Below are 14,228 nucleotides of genomic sequence, written 5' to 3'. Positions count from 1 at the left end.
CCGCCCTTAAGGTCCATGGTCAGATGCGAGCCTGCGGGCTCCGGTCAGTCAAGGATCGGGCCTCCGGCCCGGCCGCCCCGCGGCGGCCCTCCGGGCCGTCCTGGACGGACCGGATCCCGCAGGCATCCTCGCCGCCATGGATCTTAAGCGCCACCCCGCGCCCCGCCTCCTGCTCATCCCGGCGAAAGCCGGAACCCAAGCTGGGTCTTCACGGCGCGGACCTTGCCGCATCGTCCCGGCGGCCTACTGTCAAGCTAGGTTGGGGGGACGCGCGCCGTGAAACGGGGCTTGGCTGTCGCGCTGCTTGTCGTCGCCGTGGGCGCGCTGACGTGGCCGATCGTCGGCCCCTTGGTGATCCTGCCGGCCGTGGTCCCGGTGGCGGCGCCCGTCATCGCCCGTCCTCCCGCGGTCCCCAAGGGCGCTAACGCCGAGTTTGACTTCAAGTCCGGGACGACCTGGCGCTGGCGGCGTCCCCTGCCCAGCGGGTGCGCCCGCTGGATGGCGAGCGAGGATTGGGCGGACGTAAACCTGAGCAGCGATCGAAACTGCGCCCAGACCCTGGGCGTCAGCTACTTCACGTCCGCCGATCATCTCGTCTTCAGGTGGCATACCTCCGGGAGCGGCGGCGGCCGGCCCTGTCCGGGCGCGATCGCACCGGAGCAGATCGTCGAATTCCGCGCCCTGGCCGCTCAGGCGCTGGCGCTCTCGGAAACCGCGGCCGAGAAGGCTGTCCTTCGGCGGATGGACGAACGGCTGGCCGTGACCGATGGGGCGGCGCTCACCACCGACGCCTCCGGCTACTGCAACGACCTCAAGCCCGAGGACTACCACCGCAGGAGGCCGCGCGGTCCGGATCTGTGGCGCTAGCCGTCCAAAGCAGGCGCCGGAGCGCATTCTCCCCCGGAGAAATGCCACCCGCCCTTAAGGTCCATGGTCAGATGCGAGCCTGCGGGCTCCGGTCAGTCAAGGACCGGGCCTCCGGCCCGGCCGCCCCGCGGCGGCCCTCCGGGCCGTCCTGGACAGACCGGATCCCGCAGGCAGACTGGCCGCCATGCCCTTAGGCGCCAAACTGCGCTTCTACGCGGCTCGAAGGTGAGGGTGTAGCGTCCGTCGATTATTCGACAGGCGGTTGACGCTTAAGAAGGAAATAATGGGACGCGCTGATGGCTGAGTATGAGCGCGCGAGCCACTTTCGCGCCGGACACTTGTTCGACACCCAGCCGGTTCGGCGTGATCTCTGGCGGCTCCTATTGGTCTTTCTGGCGGACCGCGAGTACGCGCGAGTGACTGAGCACGAGTTTTTTGCTGATGGCTGGGCGCAGCCGTTGCTTGGTTTGAGTTCAGACTTTGCGGACGATGAGATCACTCGGGCGCTACTGAGTTCTGCGATAGCACTGAGAGTCATTGATGATCGCGATGGAGACGTATTAGATCGATGCGAGCCCTGTGGAGAGCTTCGCGTCAACATCGATGCAGAAGAGGTTGAGCCGCTAAGCTTGCGTGAAGCGTGCAACAAGATCGTTCACGCCGAGCGGGTTCACTTCGATGTGGAGAGGCTAGACGGAGGGCCGATCGAGCAGATCGGCATTTCTCCAACCTTCATTCAGCCATTTGTGTATCTGTACGGCACGCACCGTCGGATTCAGTGGCGCTGCGTTTTGGACATCGTCGGCTACGTGCGATCGGCGGTGGCCGCGCTTTAGGGCCACCCCCACCTCCCTTGACTCCGCACCTTCCTCCCCCCAAACCGCGCCTACCGAGCAAAAACACGCCCCGAGGGAGGCTTTCATGCGCGTTGGTGTGCCCCGCGAGATCAAGCCGGACGAATACCGTGTCGGCCTGACGCCGACCGCGGTCCGCGAATATGTCTCCCACGGCCACGAGGTGGTGGTGGAGCAAGGCGCCGGGGCCGGGGCGGGCTACGCCGACGAGGCCTACGCCCGGGCCGGCGCGACCATCCTGCCCACCGCCGACGCGGTGTTCGGCGAGGCCGAGATGATCGTGAAGGTGAAGGAGCCGCAGGCCGTCGAGTGGGCCCGCCTCACCGACCGCCACATCCTCTTCACCTACCTGCACCTGGCGCCCGACCCGGCCCAGGCGGACGGCCTTCTGAAGTCCGGCTGCGCGGCCATCGCCTACGAGACGGTGACGGACGCCGCCGGCGGCCTGCCGCTGCTCGCGCCCATGTCCGAGGTGGCCGGCCGCATCGCCGTCTTCTCGGCCGGCGAGACGCTCTTGAAGCACAACGGCGGCATGGGCCTCCTGATCTCCGGCGTGCCGGGCGTGCCCCCGGCCCGCGTGGCGGTGCTGGGCGGCGGCGTGGTCGGCATGAACGCCGCGCGCATGGCCGCCGGCCTCGGCGCCGAGGTGGTGATCCTCGAGCGCTCGATCCCGCGCATGCGCCAGCTCGACGACATGTTCCAGGGCCGCATCCTGACCCGCTACTCCACCCAGGACGCGGTGGAGGACGAGGTGCTGCGGGCCGACGTGGTGATCGGCGCGGTGCTGACCGCCGGGGCCAGCGCGCCCAAGCTGGTGCGCCGCGAGCACCTGTCGAAGATGAAGCCCGGCTCGGTGCTGGTGGACGTCTCCATCGACCAGGGCGGCTGCTTCGAGACCAGCCGGCCGACCACCCACAACGACCCGACCTACACGGTCGACGGCGTGGTCCACTACTGCGTGGCCAACATGCCGGGCGCCGCGCCGCGCACCTCTTCCGAGGCGCTCGTCCACGCCACCCTGCCGTTCGGCCTGCAGCTCGCCGACCAGGGCCTCGACGCGCTGAAGAAGAACACCCACCTCGCCAAGGGCCTCAACGTGCTGAAGGGGGAGGTCACCCACCCCGCCGTCGCCGACGCCCTCGGCAAGAGCTTCAAGGACCCCTACGGGGCGTGGAAGTAGCGCGCCGGCGGGTCAGGAAACAGGAAAGGGCGGCTCATTGGGGCCGCCCTTTTTCTTTCACCGCCAAGGACACCATGGACGCCAAGAGGCCGAGCCGACCGAGCGTACCCGGCATGGCTTCGGCTCGCTGTCGATTGCGCGCCTCCAGCGCGCGATTCCCGTTTCTCCCACAAATGGAGGAAGGACGCGTTGAACACGGACCCCTTGGCGATCTTGGCGGTCTTGGTGGTTTCCTTCTCTTCCCCTCGGCGCCCCCTCGACATACGCCCGCAACATTGGTCACCGTTCCTGCCGCCAACTGAAGAAGCGCGGAGGACGCCCCCATGTGTGACGACGACATCCACCCCGGCCTGGTGACCGACCCCACCGTGTCCCGCCGCGGGCTGGCCCTGTGGACCGTGGCCGCCGCGGGCCTGGCCGCCGCCAGCGCCGCCGGGGCCCAGGCCAAGGTCGTGGAGAAGGACGTCCAGGTGAACACCCCCGACGGGGTGTCGGACAGCGCCCTCTTCTACCCCGAGGGCCGCGGGACCTGGCCGGGCGTGCTCCTGTGGCCGGACATAATGGGCCTGCGCCCGGTGAAGCGGGAGATGGGCCGGAGGCTCGCGTCCCAGGGCTATGTCGTGCTGGTGGTGAACCCCTTCTACCGCTCGCACACCGCGCCGGTGATGCCGGGCGACATCAACTTCGGCGATCCCGAGACCCGGCGGACCCTGATGGGGTACCGCCAGGCCATGACCAACGAGGGCATCGACAAGGACTCGGTGGCCTATGTCGCCTTCCTCGACGCCCAGAAGCAGACCAACAGGAAGGCGAAGGTCGGCGTGCAGGGCTACTGCATGGGCGGGCCGCTGTCGTTCCGCACCGCCGCGGCGGTCCCGAACCGCATCGGCGCGGTCGGCAGCTTCCACGGCGGGGGTCTCGTCACCGACCAGCCGTCCAGCCCGCACCTGCTGATCCCCAAGACCAACGCCGAGTACCTCGTGGCCGTGGCGAAGAACGACGACGCCCGCGCGCCGAACGACAAGGAGGTGCTGAAGAAGGCCTTCGCCGACGCCGGCAAGAAGGCCACCGTCGAGGTCTATCCGGCCGACCACGGCTGGTGCGTGCCGGGCTCGCAGGTCTACGACCCGGCCGCCGCCGAGAAGGCCTGGGCCGAGCTCTCGGCCATGTACAAGCGGGCGCTCGTCTAGGGCTTGCCCGACTCCGCGGGCTGAGCCAGTAATCCGCGCGTGAAGGCGGTCCCCCGTCGACAGGGGGCCAAGAGGGAACAGGGGTGCAGGGCCGGTCTCGGCCCGAATCCCCGGCTGTGCCCGCAACTGTGAGCGGCGAGGCCCGCGTCCGTTCCTCCGTGTGCGGAGGACGCCACTGGGAAACCGGGAAGGCGAGGGCGCGGCGCCCCTGACCCGCAAGCCAGGAGACCTGCCGTCTTCCGTCGCTCGTCCGTGGCCCGGGTCCAGGCCGTCGGCGCGGGAAGGCGCGAGCCCTCCGTCGCAGCGACATCGCTGAAACGACGGAGGCGCCTGATGCGCAAGACCCTGCTATCCACCACCGCCGCGGCCGTGGCCGCCCTCTCCACGTCCGTCCTCGCCGAGGAGGCCGCGGTCGACGAGGTCGTCGTCACCGCCACCCGGCTGGCCACCGACGTCGACCTGGTCACCGGCGCCCGCGTCGTCGACCGCGCCGAGCTTGAGGCCCGCCAGACCCCGTTCGCCGCCGAGGTCCTGGCGACCCTGCCCGGCGTCGCCATCGCCCGGACCGGCGCCTTCGGCGGCGTCGGCGCGATCCGCATCCGCGGCGCGGGGCCGGACAAGACCCTGGTGCTGATCGACGGCGTCCCGGCCGGCGACCCGGCCGACCCCAACGGCGCCTACGACCCGGCCTCCCTGCAGACCGCCGACCTGGAACGGATCGAGGTGCTGTCGGGCCCGCAGAGCTCGCTCTGGGGATCCGAGGCGATCGGCGGCGTGGTGGCGCTCACCACCCGTGAGCTCGACGGCTGGCGCCTGGACGCCGAGGCCGGCAGCCTGGAGACCGCCCGCGCCTTCGCCGGCGCCGGGGTCGCGCAGGAGCGCTACGCCCTGAACGGCTCGGTCGCCGCCCTGCGCACCGACGGCGTCTCCAAGGCGGCCGGCGGCGCAGAGGCCGACGGCTTCGGGACCGTCACCGCCAACCTCGGCGGCCGGCTGACACTCTCCGACACCGCCGCCCTCGACGCGCGGGTGCGCTACACCGACAGCGACATCGATATCGACGGCTTCCCCGCGCCCGCCTTCGAACTGGGCGACACCCCCCACCGCAACACCAGCCGCGCCTGGTCCGGCTTCGTCCGCGGCCGCTTCGAGGCGCTGGGCTTCGGCCACACGCTCAGCCTCTCGGCCTACGACCTCACCCGCAGGAACCTGACCGACTTCCCGGCCCGCTTCGAGGCCGACCGCCAGGTGCTGCGCTGGACCGCCGAGCGCGAGGGGCTCGTCGTGGGCGCCGAGCGGCAGGCCACCGAGGCCGACCTCTCCGGCCGCATCACCGAGGACCTGTCGGTCACCTCGGCCTTCGCGGTGGTTCGCCGGGAACTCGCCCCTGTCACCCTCACCGCCAGCCTGCGCCATGACGAGCCCGACCGGTTCAAGGGCAGGACCACCGGCCGCCTCTCCGCCGCCTGGGCGCTGGGCGGCGGCTTCACCCTCACCGGCGCAGCCGGGCAGGGTTTCAAGATCCCGACCATCAGCCAGTTCGCCTGCGACTTCTGCTTCGCCCCGCCCGTGGCGCTCGTCCCGGAAAAGGCGACCGGCTACGACCTGCGCCTGGGCTGGCGGGCCGAGCGGGCCAGCGCCGCGATCACCGCCTACCGGCTCGGCGTGAAGGACCAGATCGCCTACCAGGGCCTGCGCTACGTCAACATCGCCCGCACGCGCTCCACGGGCCTGGAGGCCGAGGCCGACGCTCAGCTGACCGAGGCCTTCCGGGTCCGTCTCGCCTACGCCTGGACCGACGCGGTGGACCGCACGACGGACGCCAGCCTGATCCGCGTGCCCGACCACGCCGGCGCCGCCAGCCTGATCTGGAGCGACGGGCGGCTGTCCGGCGCCTTCACCGTCCGCGCGGAGTCCAGCCAGACCGACACCGCCCGCGACGGCTTCACCCGGGTCGTCCGTAAAGGCTTCGCCGTGGCCGACCTCGCCGGCGCCTTCGAGCTGACCCGGCAGGTGACCCTCACCGCCCGCGTCGAGAACCTCGCCGATGAGCGCTATGCCGAAAGCTTCGGCTACGGCGAGCCGGGGCGGGCGCTCTCTCTGGGAATCCGCCTCAGGAACTAGACGCGACGGCGCCCACGGTCGGGCGTTCGGCGGCCTCGGCCCCGCCGAGGACGCCGAGCTCGCCCCGCTCGCGGGCCCGGCGGCCATAGACCAGCTCGAACAGCGGCGTGGCCATGAAGGTGGTCACGATCGCCATCAGCACCAGCATGGAGAACAGCTCCGGCCCGATCAGTCCGCGCTGCAGGGCGATGTTGACCAGGATCAGCTCCATCATCCCGCGGGCGTTCATCAGGGCGCCGATGGCCATGGCCGTGGGGTTGTCCTGGCCCGTGAGCCGGGCCGCGGCCCAGCAGGCGAGCGCCTTGGCCGCCACCGATCCGGCCAGGATCACCGCCGCCACCCCGGCCAGGGCCGGGCTGTCGACGAGGCCGAGCCGGGTGCTGAGGCCGGAGAAGGTGAAGAACAGCGGCAGCAGGACCACCACGGCGAACGGCTCCAGCAGCCGGGTCAGCTCCTCCGCCAGACGCCCGCGCGGCATGGCCACGCCCAGGATGAAGCCGCCGAACACCGCGTGAAGGCCCACATAGTCCATGGCGAAGGCGCTCAGCATGAAGAGCACCATGACCACGCCCAGCACGCCGGGTCCGAGCCGGCCCTCACGCGCCACGATCCGGCCGAGCGGGGCGAGCAGCCGCGGCGCGGCCGTCAGCATGAAGGCGGTGAAGAGGAGGCCGCCAGCGATGGCCTTCACCGCCGTGTCCGGCCCGTCGCCCAGGGTCGCCAGCACCACGGCCAGCACGCACCAGGCCCCTGCGTCGCCGATCGCCCCGGCGGCCAGGGACATGGAGCCCAGCGGCGTGCCGGTCACCCCCCGCTCGTGGAGGATGCGCGCCAGCATGGGAAAGGCGGTGATCGAGATCGCCGCGCCGATGAACAGCCAGGCCTGCAGGGCGTCGACGCCCGCCCCGAACAGGCGGAGGTCCATCAGCCAGGGAGCCAGGAGAGCGGCCACCAGGAAGGGCGCCGCCATGCCGGCCAGGGACACCGCCGCGGCGCTTCGGGCGCTCTCGCGGAACTGGTCCCGGCGGAAGCCCAGGCCGATGATGAACATGTAGAGGCCGATGCCGAGCTGCCCGCCCACATAGAGCACGTCGCGGGACTCGGCCGGAAACACTGCGGCCTGCAGCCCCGGCGCCAGCTGGCCGAACAGGGAGGGTCCTAGCAGGACGCCGGCGAGCATCTCGCCCACCACCTGTGGCTGGCCCAGCCAGCGGTTCACCGCCCACCCGGCCACGCGGCAGGCGGCGAGGATCAGCGCCACCTGCAGGAAGAACGCTACGCTGAGCTGCGCCGTGGTCATAGTTCCGCCCCTGGCCGCCCATCTGGGCGGGCGGTCCGTCGGCAAGCAGAACACGGGCTTCTCAGCCCCGCAACGATTTTGTTAGCGCTATCAGAAGGCGCCGAAACGTCCGTCCCGCGGGATCGTGCTCTGAAGGGCAGGGAACCTAGGCGGCGGCCCAGGCGCGGGGGTCTAGGGCGACCGGGTCGTTGATCGCCATCTCGTCCCAATCGAGGTCCGGCGGCGGGCTCATGGCGGCGGCGACCACGGCGCTCATCTCGGCCGCCGAGGCGACGCCCACCAGGACGGTGGCGGCTTCGGGACGCGACAACGCGAAGCCGAGGGCCGCCTGCAGCGGGTCCGATCGGCCCTCGGCGATCAGCCGGCGGGCCCGCGAGATGCGGCCGGCGGCGGCCTTCAGATGGCTCGGCGCCCGGTCGGGCGGCAGGAACAGGAGGCCGTTCAGGAAGATCGAGCGCAGCTGCACCTCGACCCCCATCTCGGCCAGGGTGGCGAGCGTCCCGTCGATCAGCAGGCGCTGGTCGAGGAGCGAGGTCGGCGCCTGCACCACGTCCGGCTTGAACCGCTTGGTCAGCCCGACCGGGTCGTCGGACGCATAGACCGAGACGCCGATCTTGCGGCAGACGCCGGCGTCCTTCAGCGCCTTCAGCCGGTCCCAAAGCAGCGGGCCGTTCGGCGAGAAGAGGTCCGTGGCCGAGGGGGCCAGGATGGTGTCCACCCGATCGCAACCCAGGCGCTGCATCTGCGCGCGCAGCTCGGCCTCGGCGAGATCCGGCCCGCGGTCCGGACGCACCGTGGTGATGGTCAGCTTGAACGGATTGGGCTTGGGCGTGATCTGGCCGATGGTCAGCTCGGCCGACGGCGGGCAGCGGCCCACCTCGAGCACCCCGATCCCGGACCTCGCGGCGATCGCCAGGATGTCGCGCGCCTCCGCGTCCCGCGGCCGGCCGCGGAAGGCCGGCTGGTCGAGGCCGAACTGGCCCGTGCCGAGGCCGAGCTTGGTGATCGGAGACATCATGGAGGCGTAAGGCTTGGTAAGGTCCCTATGAGCCGCCATGTTGACGCGAGATGCTTACGAAGCCGTCTACACAACCTTGCCCAGGGGTTAAGGCGTGAGCCGGGAGCCGCTGCCGGACTGGCCGCTGTTCGGCCTGGCGGAGGACGTGCGCCCGGCGTTGCGGCGAGCGCGTGAGGCCAGCCGTCCGCTGGCGCTCGCCACCCTGATCGGGGTGGAGGGCGGCGGCCCCCGGCCCGTGGGGACCCAGATGGTCTTCGCCGACGGGATCGTCGCCGGCTATTTCTCCGGCGGCTGCGTGGAAAGCGACGTCGCCGACCACGCCCACGCCTGCCTGGCGGACGGCGCGCCGCGCACCCTTGTCTATGGCGAGGGCAGCCCCTGGCCGGACATCCGCCTGCTCTGCGGCGCGCGCATCGAGATCTTCGTGGAGCGCGTGCCCCCGGACGATCCGGCGCTCGCCGCCCTTCTGGCGGCCGAGGCCGAGCGCCGGCCGGTGACCTGGGTCAGCGACGGCTACACGCGCGCCTGCGGGCCCGAGCTGGAGCCCTGGCCCGAGGCGGCCGTGGTCCGCGAACACGAGCCCCCACCGCGGCTGGCGGTGGTGGGGGGAGATCCCACGGCCCTCGCGATCGCCGAGCTGGGCGCCCGCTCCGGCTTCGAGACCACCCTGATCCGGCCGAAGGGCCCGGAGACGCCGCCGCCTCTCGCCGGCGTCGCCTACCGCCGCGAGGAACCGGCCGAGGCGCTCGAGGCGCTGGGCCTCGATCCCTGGACCTCGGTCGCGGTCGCCACCCACGACCTGGAGACCGACCAGGCGGCGCTACGTGCGGCGCTGCCGTCGCAGGCGGCCTATGTGGGCCTGCTGGGCGCCCGCGCGCGCCTGCCCGAGCGGCTCGCCCGGCTGCGCGCGGCGGGGATCGCGGAGGGCGCGCTCGCCCGCCTGCATGCGCCCATCGGGCTCGACATCGGGGGCAAGGCGCCCTTCGAGGTCGCCGTCTCGGTGATCGGCGAGATCATGGCGTTGCGCTATGCGCGGGCCAGCGGCAGCACCTCGACGGCCTCGCCCGCCGCCGCCGCCGCAGCCCCCGGAGCCCGGCGCAGCAGCGCGTCGGCCACGGCGAACACGCTCACCAGCGAAGAGTCCTGATCGCGGAACGGGCGCACGGTCACGCCTCCGTCGGCATAGGCCAGCTTCGCCCGCATCCAGTGCTCCCGCGGGCCGTTGGCGGGCAGGGCCTCCTCCAGCCGGGCGGAGATCGTTACGGGCTCGGCCGGCGCGCCCTGGTAGCGGGCGAGGATCGGCCTCAGGAACAGCTCGGCGCAGACGAAGGCCGAGGCCGGATTGCCGGGAAGCCCCAGCATGCGCCGCCCGTCGCCCAGCACGCCGAAGAAGGTGGGCTTGCCGGGCCGGATCGCGACGCTCTCCACCTTCATCTCCAGCCCGAGGGCGAGGCCGGCGGCGCGGACCAGGTCGTGGTCGCCCACCGAGGCGCCGCCCAGTGTCACCACGAGATCGGCGTCGGCGCTCCGCAGCGCCTCGATCACCGCGTCCAGCTCGTCGGCCACCGGCTTGCCGCGGGTCGCCTCCGCGCCCCAGCCGGCGATCATGGCGGTCAGGGCCGGCGAGCCGGAATCATAGATCTGGAAGCGGCCGGGCTTGGCGGGCGCCTCGACGATCTCCTCGCCGGTGGAGAGCACCGTCACCCGCGGGCGGCCGTGGACGGAGAGCTGCGAGCGCCCGGCCGAAGCGGCGAGCGACAGCCGCCAGGGATCGATCCGCACGCCCGGCTCCAGCAGGGGCTGGCCGGCGTGGAAGTCGCCGCCCGCCGGGCGGACGTGCCGGCCCGGCTCGGCGGCGGGCACGCGCACCGTGTTGCCGTCCCGCTCGGCGTCCTCCTGAATCACCACGGCGTCGCAGCCCGCGGGTAGGGCCGCTCCGGTGAAGATCCGCACCGCCTCGCCGGCGGCGACCGGCGCGTCGTAGCCATGCCCGGCGGCGCTTTCGCCCACGATCCGCAGCGGGCCGGGGCAGTCGCAGGCCCGCACCGCCCAGCCGTCCATGGCCGAGGCGGCGAACGGCGGCTGGTCGCGGACGGCGCGCACCTCCTCGGCCAGCGCCCGGCCGACGGCGCGGGCCAGGGGCACGACCTCGGGGCGCAGCGGCTCGATCTCGGCGAGCATCCGCGCCCGGGCGTCTTCGACGGCAAGCAGGCGGCGCGTGGTCATGGGCTCCATCAACATGAAGCCTGCCCCGGGTTCAACCGCCGGTCTCAGGCCGACTGCGGTTCGGCCAGCGTCGTCTTCACATGCGCAGCCAGGAAGTCGGTGAAGGCGCGCACGTGGGGCTGGGCCTTCAGCTCCTCGCGGACGATCAGCCACAGCTCCGCCCGGAGCTCCGGCGGCGGCGGGAAGCAGCGCATCAGTTCCGGCTCCGCGTCGCCGATCAGGACCGGCAGGGCGCCGAGGCCGAGACCCGCCTTCAGGTTCCAGACCAGGTTCACCAGGCTGTTGCTGCGGCAGCGGACCGGGGCGTCGGGGGCCGAGGCCTCCAGCCAGCGCCAGCCGGGCAGGACCGACATCCGGCCCTCCATGCCGACGATGTCGTGGCCGGGGATCTGCGCCCGGTTGGCCGGTGCGCCGCGCTCGGACGCGTAGGCCCGGCTGCAGTAGATCGTCCAGTCGGTGTCCGGCAGGCGGCGGGCGACGATGCCCGCGCCCTCCGGCGAGAAGCCGGCCCGGAGCGCCACGTCGGCCTCGCCGCGGGCCACGTCCAGCCGTGCGTCGCTCGCCACCACCTCCACCGAGATCCCCGGATGGCGCTCGCGAAAGGCGCGCAGGCACGGTGTCACCAGCCGGTTGGCGAGGGTCTCGCTGGCGGTCACCCGCACCGAGCCGGCGAGCTCGCGGCTCTGGGCGGCGAGCGCGGTGCGCAGCGCCTCGGCCTCGGCCTCCATCCGCTCGGCGGCTTCCACGGCGCGGCGGCCGGCGGCGGTGAGGGTCTGACCGGTTCTCCGGCGCTCGAACAGGGCTGCGCCCAGCCGGTCCTCGATGGCGTCCAGCCGGCGCAGCACCGTGGTCTGGTTGACGCCCATGAGCTCGGCCCCGCGCAGGGCCGAGCCCGCGCGCGCCACCGCCAGCACATAGCGCAGGTCGTTCCAGTCCATGCCGCATACTGCATAGCTGCAGCACAGCTGTGCAATACCGGCGATTGGCGAACGGGGTTCGGCGCGGCTATTCCCCACGCCTTCCCGGCGGGGGCCGGGTCTTGCCCATGTCGCGGCGCGCCGCGGCCACGGGCTCCAGTCGAAAATCGAACGTAACTCAATGGAGAGCCTGATGAAGCTCGCGTCCAAGGCCGTGCTCGGCCTGACCCTTGCCGCCGCGGCCATGGCCGCCGTCGCCGTCGCCCAACCCCGGGGGGAGAAGGAGCCCACGCTGGAGGAGGTCCGCGAGGCCACCGCCCGCTATCGCGATGTGAACGTCGCCCTCGCCGAGGGCTACATCCGCGACCCCTTCGACATGTGCGACACCGCCGACATGATGGGCCGTCCCGCCGAACTCGGCGCCATGGGCGTGCACTACTTCCGGCCGGACCTGGTGGGCGTCACCGCGCCGCCGAACCCGCGGGTCGACGGCAATGGGCTGCACACCGACTTCCGCAAACCCTCGATCCTGATCTACGAGCCGCAGGCCGACGGCTCCATGGCCCTGGTGGCGGTGGAGAACCTCGTCTTCCAGAAGGCCTGGCACGCCGCCGGCCACGACGGCCCGCCGACCTTCCAGGGCGTGAAGTGGGACGCCATGGCCGATGATCCGAAGACCGCGATCGACGAGGCCCACATGTTCCAGCCCCACTACGACCGCCACGTCTGGGTGCACCGCGAGAACCCCAACGGCGTCTTCGCCCAGTTCAACCCCAATGTGACCTGCAAGCACCACAAGGGCGCGGCCGGTCACACCACCCACGCGGCGCGGTAGGACGCGGGAGGCGCTAGGCCCGCCAGTCGCCCGACTTGCCGCCGGTCTTCTCGACCAGGCGGACGGTCTCGATGACCATGCCCTTCTCGGCGGCCTTGAGCATGTCGTAGAGGGTCAGCAGGGCCACGGCGGCGGCGGTCAGCGCCTCCATCTCCACCCCGGTCTGGCCGGTGGTCTTGACCCGGGCGGTGACGGCAAGCCCGCCCTCGCCCGGCTCCACCCGCACCTCGGCCTTCGAGATGGCCAGCGGGTGGCACATGGGGATCAGGTCCGAGGTCTTCTTGGCGGCCATGACGCCGGCGATCTCGGCCACGGCGCGGACGTCGCCCTTTCTGCCCTCGCCGGAAAGGGCCAGCGCCAGGGTCTCCGGGCGCATCCTCAGGAAGCCCTCGGCCACCGCCTCGCGTGTGGTCGCGGCCTTGTCCGAGACGTCCACCATCCGGGCCCGGCCGGTGTCGTCGATGTGAGTGAGCCTGCTCACTGCTCCAGCAGCCGGGGCATCAGCTCGACCATGTTGCAGGGACCGTGGCGGCTGTCGAGCTGGGCGGCGATCACCTTGTCCCAGCCGTCCCGCACCGCCCCGTTGGAGCCCGGCAGGCAGAAGACGAAGCAGCCCCGCACGATGCCGGCGAGCGCCCGCGACTGCAGGGTGGAGAGGCCCACCGACTGGTAGCTGATCAGGTGGAAGACCACCGAGAAGCCGTCGAGCTCCTTGTCGAACAGCGGCCGCACCGCCTCGGGCGTCACGTCGCGGCCGGTGATGCCGGTGCCGCCGGTGGTGACGATGGCCTCCGCCCCCTCGTCCACCCAGGCGTTCACCTGCCGGCGGATCTCCTCGACGTCGTCGCGCACGATCGCCTTGCCGACCAGTTCGTGGCCGGCGCCGGTCACCCGCTCGGCCAGCAGGTGGCCGGAGGTGTCGCTCTCCTCGTCGCGGGTGTCCGAGATGGTCAGGACCGCGATCCGCACGGCCTTGAAGGGGCGGTTGGCGTCGATGCGTCCGCCGGGGGACAGCACGGGGGCGTTCATGGTCAGGTCTCCTGCTCCCAGCGGGCGACGTCGGCGTGGTCTTCCGCGCGCGGCTCGATCCAGCGGGCGCCGCCGGGGCCGTGCTCCTTCTTCCAGAAGGGGGCGCGGCTCTTCAAGTAGTCCATCAGGAAGTCGCAGGCCTCGAAGGCCTGCCGGCGGTGGCGCGAGGCGGTGGCCACGAAGACGATCGGCTCGCCGGGCGCGATCTTCCCCACGCGGTGGAGGATGCGCAGGTCCAGCAGGCCGAAGCGCGTCCGGGCCTCATCGGCGATCCTGCCGATCTCCCGCTCGGTGAAGCCCGGATAGGCTTCCAGCTCCAGGAGGTCGGTGGCGCCTTCCTCGGCGCGAGCGAGGCCGGTGAAGGTGGCCAGGGCGCCCACCTCGGCGCGGCCCCTGGCGAACTCGGAGAGCAGCTCGCCCGGCTCGAAAGGCTGGTCGGAGAGGGTGATCATCCGCCGCTCATCGGCGGCAGGAAGGCGACCTCGGCGCCGGCGCCCAGCGGCCGGTCGCCGCGTACGATGGCCTGGTCCAGCGCCACCTGGACGCCGGGACCGGACAGCGCCTCGCCCAGCCGCGCGTCCTCCGTGGCGAGCCTTGCCCTGAGGCCTTCGATGGAGGCGGCCTCGATCTCCCGCTCCCGCCAGCCGGCTAGGTCGCTCAGGCGTCCGAACAGCAGCACCCTGGCCAC

At 72.0% G+C, this 14,228-nt stretch carries 14 protein-coding genes, 1 pseudogene and 1 riboswitch; of the genes and pseudogenes, 7 read left to right on the top strand and 8 right to left on the bottom strand.

The features are described from left to right. Window positions 1-288: 288 nt before the first annotated feature. The 5 genes from V7Z97_RS02370 (at window position 289) to V7Z97_RS02350 (ending at window position 6,215) form a co-directional block, all read left to right on the top strand. Complete coding sequence (locus V7Z97_RS02370; protein WP_334161172.1) at window positions 289-867, top strand: hypothetical protein; 579 nt, start codon at window positions 289-291, stop codon at window positions 865-867. A gap of 296 nt (window positions 868-1,163) precedes the next feature. Further along, window positions 1,164-1,703, top strand: a complete 540-nt coding sequence (locus V7Z97_RS02365; RefSeq protein WP_334161171.1) for a hypothetical protein — start codon at window positions 1,164-1,166, stop codon at window positions 1,701-1,703. A gap of 85 nt (window positions 1,704-1,788) precedes the next feature. After that, complete coding sequence (gene ald / locus V7Z97_RS02360) at window positions 1,789-2,901, top strand: alanine dehydrogenase (protein WP_334161169.1); 1,113 nt, start codon at window positions 1,789-1,791, stop codon at window positions 2,899-2,901. A 323-nt stretch (window positions 2,902-3,224) separates the two neighbouring features. Beyond that, window positions 3,225-4,091: a dienelactone hydrolase family protein gene (locus V7Z97_RS02355; protein ID WP_334161168.1), complete on the top strand. Its 867-nt coding sequence runs from the start codon at window positions 3,225-3,227 to the stop codon at window positions 4,089-4,091. Between the two features lie 29 nt (window positions 4,092-4,120). Beyond that, window positions 4,121-4,342, top strand: a riboswitch (cobalamin riboswitch). 82 nt (window positions 4,343-4,424) lie between these two features. Beyond that, on the top strand, window positions 4,425-6,215 hold the full coding sequence (locus V7Z97_RS02350) for a TonB-dependent receptor plug domain-containing protein (protein WP_334161166.1): 1,791 nt from the start codon (window positions 4,425-4,427) through the stop codon (window positions 6,213-6,215). Here V7Z97_RS02350 and V7Z97_RS02345 read toward each other — a convergent pair. Together V7Z97_RS02345 and V7Z97_RS02340 are read right to left on the bottom strand one after the other, a co-directional pair. Continuing rightward, entirely contained in the window at window positions 6,205-7,515 is a 1,311-nt protein-coding gene (locus V7Z97_RS02345) for a cation:proton antiporter (protein WP_334161165.1), read from the bottom strand. The two genes, V7Z97_RS02350 and V7Z97_RS02345, sit on opposite strands and share 11 nt — an antisense overlap. A 145-nt stretch (window positions 7,516-7,660) precedes the next feature. Further along, window positions 7,661-8,533, bottom strand: coding sequence for a bifunctional regulator KidO (locus V7Z97_RS02340; protein ID WP_334161164.1), 873 nt, complete (start codon window positions 8,531-8,533; stop codon window positions 7,661-7,663). A gap of 94 nt (window positions 8,534-8,627) precedes the next feature. On the opposite strand from V7Z97_RS02340, the pseudogene V7Z97_RS02335 reads away from it, so the two are divergent. Beyond that, a pseudogene (locus V7Z97_RS02335) lies at window positions 8,628-9,536 on the top strand (XdhC family protein); the annotation flags it as partial. 23 nt (window positions 9,537-9,559) lie between these two features. Here the strand turns inward: V7Z97_RS02335 and V7Z97_RS02330 are convergent. Further along, on the bottom strand, window positions 9,560-10,768 hold the full coding sequence (locus tag V7Z97_RS02330; protein WP_442958002.1) for a molybdopterin molybdotransferase MoeA: 1,209 nt from the start codon (window positions 10,766-10,768) through the stop codon (window positions 9,560-9,562). A gap of 35 nt (window positions 10,769-10,803) precedes the next feature. Then, window positions 10,804-11,697, bottom strand: coding sequence for a LysR family transcriptional regulator (locus V7Z97_RS02325; protein WP_334161162.1), 894 nt, complete (start codon window positions 11,695-11,697; stop codon window positions 10,804-10,806). 172 nt (window positions 11,698-11,869) lie between these two features. Between V7Z97_RS02325 and V7Z97_RS02320 the strand changes: the two genes are divergently transcribed. Continuing rightward, window positions 11,870-12,511, top strand: coding sequence for a hypothetical protein (locus V7Z97_RS02320; protein ID WP_334161161.1), 642 nt, complete (start codon window positions 11,870-11,872; stop codon window positions 12,509-12,511). Between the two features lie 13 nt (window positions 12,512-12,524). Here V7Z97_RS02320 and moaC read toward each other — a convergent pair whose 3' ends face one another. The 4 genes from moaC to V7Z97_RS02300 are packed head-to-tail and all read right to left on the bottom strand — an operon-like array spanning window position 12,525 to window position 14,228. Beyond that, window positions 12,525-12,992 carry a cyclic pyranopterin monophosphate synthase MoaC gene (gene moaC / locus V7Z97_RS02315; protein ID WP_334161159.1) on the bottom strand — a complete coding sequence of 156 codons (468 nt, stop codon included), beginning with the start codon at window positions 12,990-12,992 and terminating at the stop codon, window positions 12,525-12,527. Beyond that, complete coding sequence (gene moaB / locus V7Z97_RS02310; protein WP_334161157.1) at window positions 12,989-13,540, bottom strand: molybdenum cofactor biosynthesis protein B; 552 nt, start codon at window positions 13,538-13,540, stop codon at window positions 12,989-12,991. The genes moaC and moaB overlap by 4 nt, the downstream gene beginning before the upstream one ends. A gap of 2 nt (window positions 13,541-13,542) precedes the next feature. Beyond that, a complete protein-coding gene (locus V7Z97_RS02305) occupies window positions 13,543-13,992 on the bottom strand; it encodes a molybdenum cofactor biosynthesis protein MoaE (RefSeq protein ID WP_334161156.1) in 450 nt (149 codons plus the stop codon). Next, on the bottom strand, window positions 13,989-14,228 hold the full coding sequence (locus tag V7Z97_RS02300) for a MoaD/ThiS family protein (RefSeq protein WP_334161155.1): 240 nt from the start codon (window positions 14,226-14,228) through the stop codon (window positions 13,989-13,991). The genes V7Z97_RS02305 and V7Z97_RS02300 overlap by 4 nt, the downstream gene beginning before the upstream one ends.

The sequence above is a fragment of the Phenylobacterium sp. genome, from assembly GCF_036821595.1.
GTDB lineage: Bacteria > Pseudomonadota > Alphaproteobacteria > Caulobacterales > Caulobacteraceae > Phenylobacterium.
This window is presented reverse-complemented; position numbering and strand designations above follow the sequence as displayed.